Here is a 4,961-nt window from a genome sequence, read left to right as displayed (position 1 = left end):
ATCGGCGACGTGCAGGTGGGCGGCGCCGCGCCCCCCCCCCCCCCCCACGCCCGAGAAAAAGAACAGAGACTTCCCATGCCCCACCCCAAGTTCTGCCAGGCCTGCGCCACCCCGCTCGAATGGATCGCGTTGATGGAAGACGGCGGTCCCAAGGAGCGCCTGCGCTGCCCCAACTGCGGCCACACGCACTGGAACAACCCCACGCCCGTGCTGGCGGCCATCGTCGAGTACCGCGGCCAGGTGCTGCTGGCGCGCAATGCGGCCTGGCCGGGCAAGATGTTTGCGCTCATCACCGGCTTCATGGAGGCCGGCGAGACGCCCGAGGAGGGCATCGCGCGCGAGGTCAAGGAAGAAACCAACCTGGACGTGAGCGCCGCCAAGCTCGTCGGGGCCTACGACTTCCAGCGCATGAACCAGATCATCATCGCGTACCACGTGGTGGCCGACGGCGAGGTGAAGCTCTCGCCCGAGCTGGTGGACTACCGCCTCTACGACCTGCCCGACCTGCGGTGCTGGCCCGCCGGCACCGGCTATGCGCTGGCCGACTGGCTGCGCACGCGCGGCCACGAGCCCGTGTTCTTCACCGCTGCGGAAAACGAAGAGCGCCGCCGCGGCCTGAACCTGCCGCCGGAGCCTGGCAATGCAAGTTGACCGCGAAATCGACACGCGCGGCCTCAACTGCCCGCTGCCGATCCTGAAGGCGAAGAAATCGCTCAACGACATGGCGAGCGGCCAGCTGCTGAAGGTGGTGTCGACCGACCCGGGCTCGGTGCGCGACTTCCAGGCCTTTGCGCGCCAGACCGGCAACGAACTGGTGGCGCAGGAGACCGTGGGCAGCGACTTCATCCACGTGCTGAAGCGGCGCTAGCGTCGGCAACCGGCAAAAGAAAAAGGGGCCTCGCGGCCCCTTTCTGTTTTCAGCGCTTTGCAGCGCCCTCAGAGCTTCAGGCTCTTGAGGTACTCGCGGAACTGCTCGCCCACTTCAGGGTGCGCCAGCGCCAGCTCCACCGACGCCTGCAGGAAGCCTTCCTTGCTGCCGCAGTCGTAGCGGATGCCTTTGTACGAGTAGGCGTAGACCGATTCCTTCTTCATCAGCGCCGCGATGCCGTCGGTCAACTGGATCTCGCCGCCCGCGCCCTTGGGCTGGTTGCGGATCTCGTCGAACACGCCGGGCGTGAGGATGTAGCGGCCGGCCACGCCCAGGCGCGAGGGCGCGTCTTCGGGCTTGGGCTTCTCGACCATGCGGTTGATCTTCACGAGGCCGTCTTCCACGTTCTCGCCGGCCACGATGCCGTAGCGCTTGACGTGCTCCAGAGGCACCTCTTGCACGGCCAGCACCGAGGCGCCCAGGCGCGCGAAGACTTCGGTCATCTGCGCCAGCACCGGCTGGCCACCGACAGGGCCGACCATCAGGTCGTCCGCCAGCAGCACGGCGAAGGGCTCGTTGCCCACCAGGTGCTCGGCGCACAGCACGGCGTGGCCCAGGCCCAGCATGCGTGGCTGGCGCACGTACGAGCAGGTCATGTCGTCGGGCGACACCGAACGGGCGATTTCGAGCAGCGCGTCCTTGCCGCTGGCTTCTAGCTGGCTTTCGAGCTCGTAGGCGGTGTCGTAGTGGTCTTCGATCGCGCGCTTGTTGCGCCCGGTCACAAAAATCATGTCGCGGATGCCCGCGGCATAGGCTTCTTCGACGGCGTACTGGATCAGCGGCTTGTCGACGACTGGCAGCATTTCCTTCGGCTGGGCCTTGGTGGCCGGCAGAAAGCGGGTGCCGAAGCCTGCAACAGGGAATACGGCCTTGCGGATGCGCGTCGGGGAAGAAGTGGACATGGGCAGTTCAGTGTCGTTGGATGCAGGAAAAAGGAGAGGGATGAGGATGGTTACAGCGCGAAGCCGATGACCAAATCCTAGTCCCCCACCCGGGCCGCGTCTGTCAGCCGAGGCGCACAAGCTGGTCGCGCAGGCGCTCCAGCGTGGCGGTGAAATCGACCAGGCGCGTGCGCTCCTGTTCGATCACGGCGGGCGGCGCCTTGGCCACGAAGGCCTCGTTGCCGAGCTTGCCGTGCACCTTGGCGATCTCGCCCTCGATGCGTGCAATTTCCTTGCCGATGCGCAGCTTCTCGGCCGCCTTGTCGATCTCCATGTGCAGGCACAGGCGCGTCGTGCCCACCACCGCTACGGGCGCGGCTTCGGCGGCGGCCTGCCACGAGGCCTCGTCGTCGAACACCTTCACTTCCTTGAGCTTGGCCAGCGCCTGCAGCACCGGGGCCGCGTCGCGCAGGAAGGCCGCGCCCTCGGCGTCGTCGGCTACCGCGTACAGCGGCAGGCGCGTGGCGGGCGACACGTTCATCTCGCCGCGCAGCGTGCGGCAGGCGTCGACCAGCGCCTTCAGGCGCGCCACATGCGCCTCGGCGGCTTCGTCGATCTTCTCCGGCTGGCTCTGCGGGTAGGCCGCGATCATGATCGACGCGCCTTCGCGGCCCGCGACCTTCGACACCTTCTGCCACAGCTCCTCGGTGATGAACGGGATGATCGGGTGCGCCAGGCGCAGCAGCGCCTCGAGCACGCGGATCAGCGTGCGGCGCGTGGCGCGTTTTTGCGCCTCGTCGCCGGTCTGGATCTGCACCTTGGCGATCTCCAGGTACCAGTCGCAGAACTCGTCCCAGGCGAACTGGTAGATCGCGTTCGCGACGTTGTCGAGCCGGTATTCCTCGAAGCCCTTGGCCACTTCGGCCTCGACGCGCTGCAGCTGCGAGACGATCCAGAAATCGGCGCGGCTGAACTTCAGGTAGCCATGCGCCGTGCCGCCGACCTGGCAGTCTTCCTTCGTGTGCTCCAGCAGGCCGCAGTCCTGGCTTTCGCAGTTCATCAGCACGAAACGCGTGGCGTTCCACAGCTTGTTGCAGAAGTTGCGATAACCCTCGCAGCGCTTCGAATCGAAGTTGATGCTGCGGCCCAACGATGCCAGCGAGGCAAAAGTGAAGCGCAGCGCATCGGCACCGAAGGCCGGAATGCCCTCGGGGAATTCCTTCTGCGTGTTCTTGCGCACCGCCGGGGCGGTCTCGGGCTTGCGCAGGCCTTGGGTGCGCTTGTCGAGCAGCGCGGGCAGCTCGATGCCGTCGATCAGGTCGACCGGGTCGAGCACGTTGCCTTCCGACTTGCTCATCTTCTTGCCCTGGGCGTCGCGCACCAGGCCGTGGATGTACACGTCCTTGAACGGCACAGTGCCCATGAAGTGCTTGGTCATCATGATCATCCGGGCGACCCAGAAGAAGATGATGTCGTAGCCCGTCACGAGCACGGTCGAGGGCAGGTACAGCGCCAGGTCCTGCGTCTTCTCGGGCCAGCCCAGCGACGAGAAGGGCACCAGCGCCGACGAGTACCAGGTGTCGAGCACGTCTTCGTCGCGCGTGAGCGTCTTGCCCGGCGCCTTGACCTGCGCCTCGGCTTCGGTCTCGGCCACGTAGACCTTGCCGTCTTCGTCGTACCAGGCCGGAATCTGGTGGCCCCACCAGAGCTGGCGCGAAATCGTCCAGTCCTGGATGTTCTCCATCCAGTGGTTGTAGGTGTTGACCCAGTTCTCGGGCACGAAGCGCACCTCGCCCGACTTCACGACGTCGATGGCCTTCTGCGCGATCGACTGGCCGTCGGCGCCGGGGCGCGTCATGGCCACGTACCACTGGTCGGTGAGCATGGGCTCGACCACGGCGCCCGAGCGCGCGCAGCGCGGCACCATGAGGCGGTGCTTCTTCACCTCGACCAGCAGGCCCAGCGCCTCGAGGTCGGCCACGATGGCCTTGCGCGCCACGAAGCGGTCCATGCCGCGGTATTTTTCAGGCGCGTTGTCGTTGATGGTCGCGTCCAGCGTCAGGATGCCGATCACCTCGAGCTTGTGGCGCTGGCCGACGGCGTAGTCGTTGTAGTCGTGCGCGGGCGTGACCTTGACCACGCCGGTGCCGAATTCCTTGTCGACGTAGTCGTCGGCAATGATGGGAATCAGCCGGTCCACCAGCGGCAGCTTCACGCGCTGGCCGATCAGGTGCTTGTAGCGCTCGTCTTCGGGGTGGACCATCACGGCCGTGTCGCCGAGCATGGTCTCGGGGCGCGTGGTGGCCACCGTGAGCGTGCCGCTGCCGTCTTCCAGCGGGTAGGCGATGTGCCAGAGCGAGCCGTCTTCTTCCTCGCTCTCGACTTCCAGGTCGCTCACCGAGGTCTTGAGCACCGGGTCCCAGTTGCCCAGGCGCTTGCCGCGGTAGATGAGGCCTTCTTCATACAGCTTCACGAAGGTGTGCGTGACCACCTTGGAGAGGTCGTCGTCCATCGTGAAGTACTCGCGGCTCCAGTCGACCGTGTCGCCCATGCGGCGCATCTGCTCGGTGATGGTGCTGCCCGACTTTTCCTTCCACTCCCACACGCGCGCCACGAAGTTCTTGCGGCCCAGGTCGTGGCGGCTGACCTTCTGCTCCTGCAGCTGGCGCTCCACCACGATCTGGGTGGCGATGCCCGCGTGGTCGGTGCCCGGCACCCACAGCGTGTTGGCGCCCTTCATGCGGTGGTAGCGCGTGAGGCTGTCCATGATCGTCTGGTTGAACGCATGGCCCATGTGCAGCGTGCCCGTCACGTTGGGCGGCGGCAGCTGGATCGCGAACGACTCGGCGCCTTCCTTGGGCTGCTGCGTGCCGCGAAAGCCCGCCTTGGCGTAGCCGCGCTGCTCCCATTCCGGGCCCCAGTGCGCCTCGATGGCGGCGGGTTCGAACGATTTGGACAGGCTCTCAAGGCCGGGCTGGGAGGTAGGTTCGCTCATGGGGAATGCAAAACGGCACCCTCGGGTGCCGTTGGTGACAGGGTGGGATTGCCCGGGATTTTACCGGGGCGGCCCGGGGAAACCCCAGCCCCACATAATCGACTGATGCTGTTCCTGCTTTCCCCCGCGAAGTCGCTCGACTACGACACCCCCGTCC

Annotated in this window: 4 protein-coding genes; 2 read left to right on the top strand and 2 right to left on the bottom strand. The window is 66.3% G+C overall.

The genetic code is table 11. The features are described 5' to 3' along the window. Nucleotides 1-75 precede the first annotated feature (75 nt). A complete protein-coding gene (locus tag AC3WQR_RS22305; protein ID WP_056572274.1) occupies nt 76-651 on the top strand; it encodes an NUDIX domain-containing protein in 576 nt (191 codons plus the stop codon). Continuing rightward, entirely contained in the window at nt 641-868 is a 228-nt protein-coding gene (locus AC3WQR_RS22300; RefSeq protein WP_056572272.1) for a sulfurtransferase TusA family protein, read from the top strand. Before AC3WQR_RS22305 ends, AC3WQR_RS22300 begins: the two co-directional genes overlap by 11 nt. 68 nt (nt 869-936) lie before the next feature. Here the strand turns inward: AC3WQR_RS22300 and galU are convergent, their stop codons facing one another. Beyond that, the gene (gene galU / locus AC3WQR_RS22295; RefSeq protein ID WP_492743748.1) at nt 937-1,830 is read right to left on the bottom strand and encodes a UTP--glucose-1-phosphate uridylyltransferase GalU; all 894 of its coding nucleotides are present in this window, start codon (nt 1,828-1,830) and stop codon (nt 937-939) included. A 103-nt stretch (nt 1,831-1,933) separates the two neighbouring features. Then, nucleotides 1,934-4,804: a valine--tRNA ligase gene (locus tag AC3WQR_RS22290; RefSeq protein WP_492743745.1), complete on the bottom strand. Its 2,871-nt coding sequence runs from the start codon at nt 4,802-4,804 to the stop codon at nt 1,934-1,936. Between the last annotated feature and the right edge of the window lie 157 nt (nt 4,805-4,961).

This window comes from Variovorax sp. FW305-3-2-15-B-LB1 (assembly GCF_058787635.1).
Note: the sequence above shows the minus strand (reverse complement) of the source record. Positions and strands in the feature narration are given on the sequence as shown.

What these genes read in the sequence shown, in the direction of transcription:
- AC3WQR_RS22290 (WP_492743745.1), bottom strand. Translation starts at nt 4,804, where the DNA reads ATGAGCGAACCTACCTCCCAGCCCGGCCTTGAGAGCCTGTCCAAATCG.
- galU (WP_492743748.1), bottom strand. Translation starts at nt 1,830, where the DNA reads ATGTCCACTTCTTCCCCGACGCGCATCCGCAAGGCCGTATTCCCTGTT.
- AC3WQR_RS22305 (WP_056572274.1), top strand. Translation starts at nt 76, where the DNA reads ATGCCCCACCCCAAGTTCTGCCAGGCCTGCGCCACCCCGCTCGAATGG.
- AC3WQR_RS22300 (WP_056572272.1), top strand. Translation starts at nt 641, where the DNA reads ATGCAAGTTGACCGCGAAATCGACACGCGCGGCCTCAACTGCCCGCTG.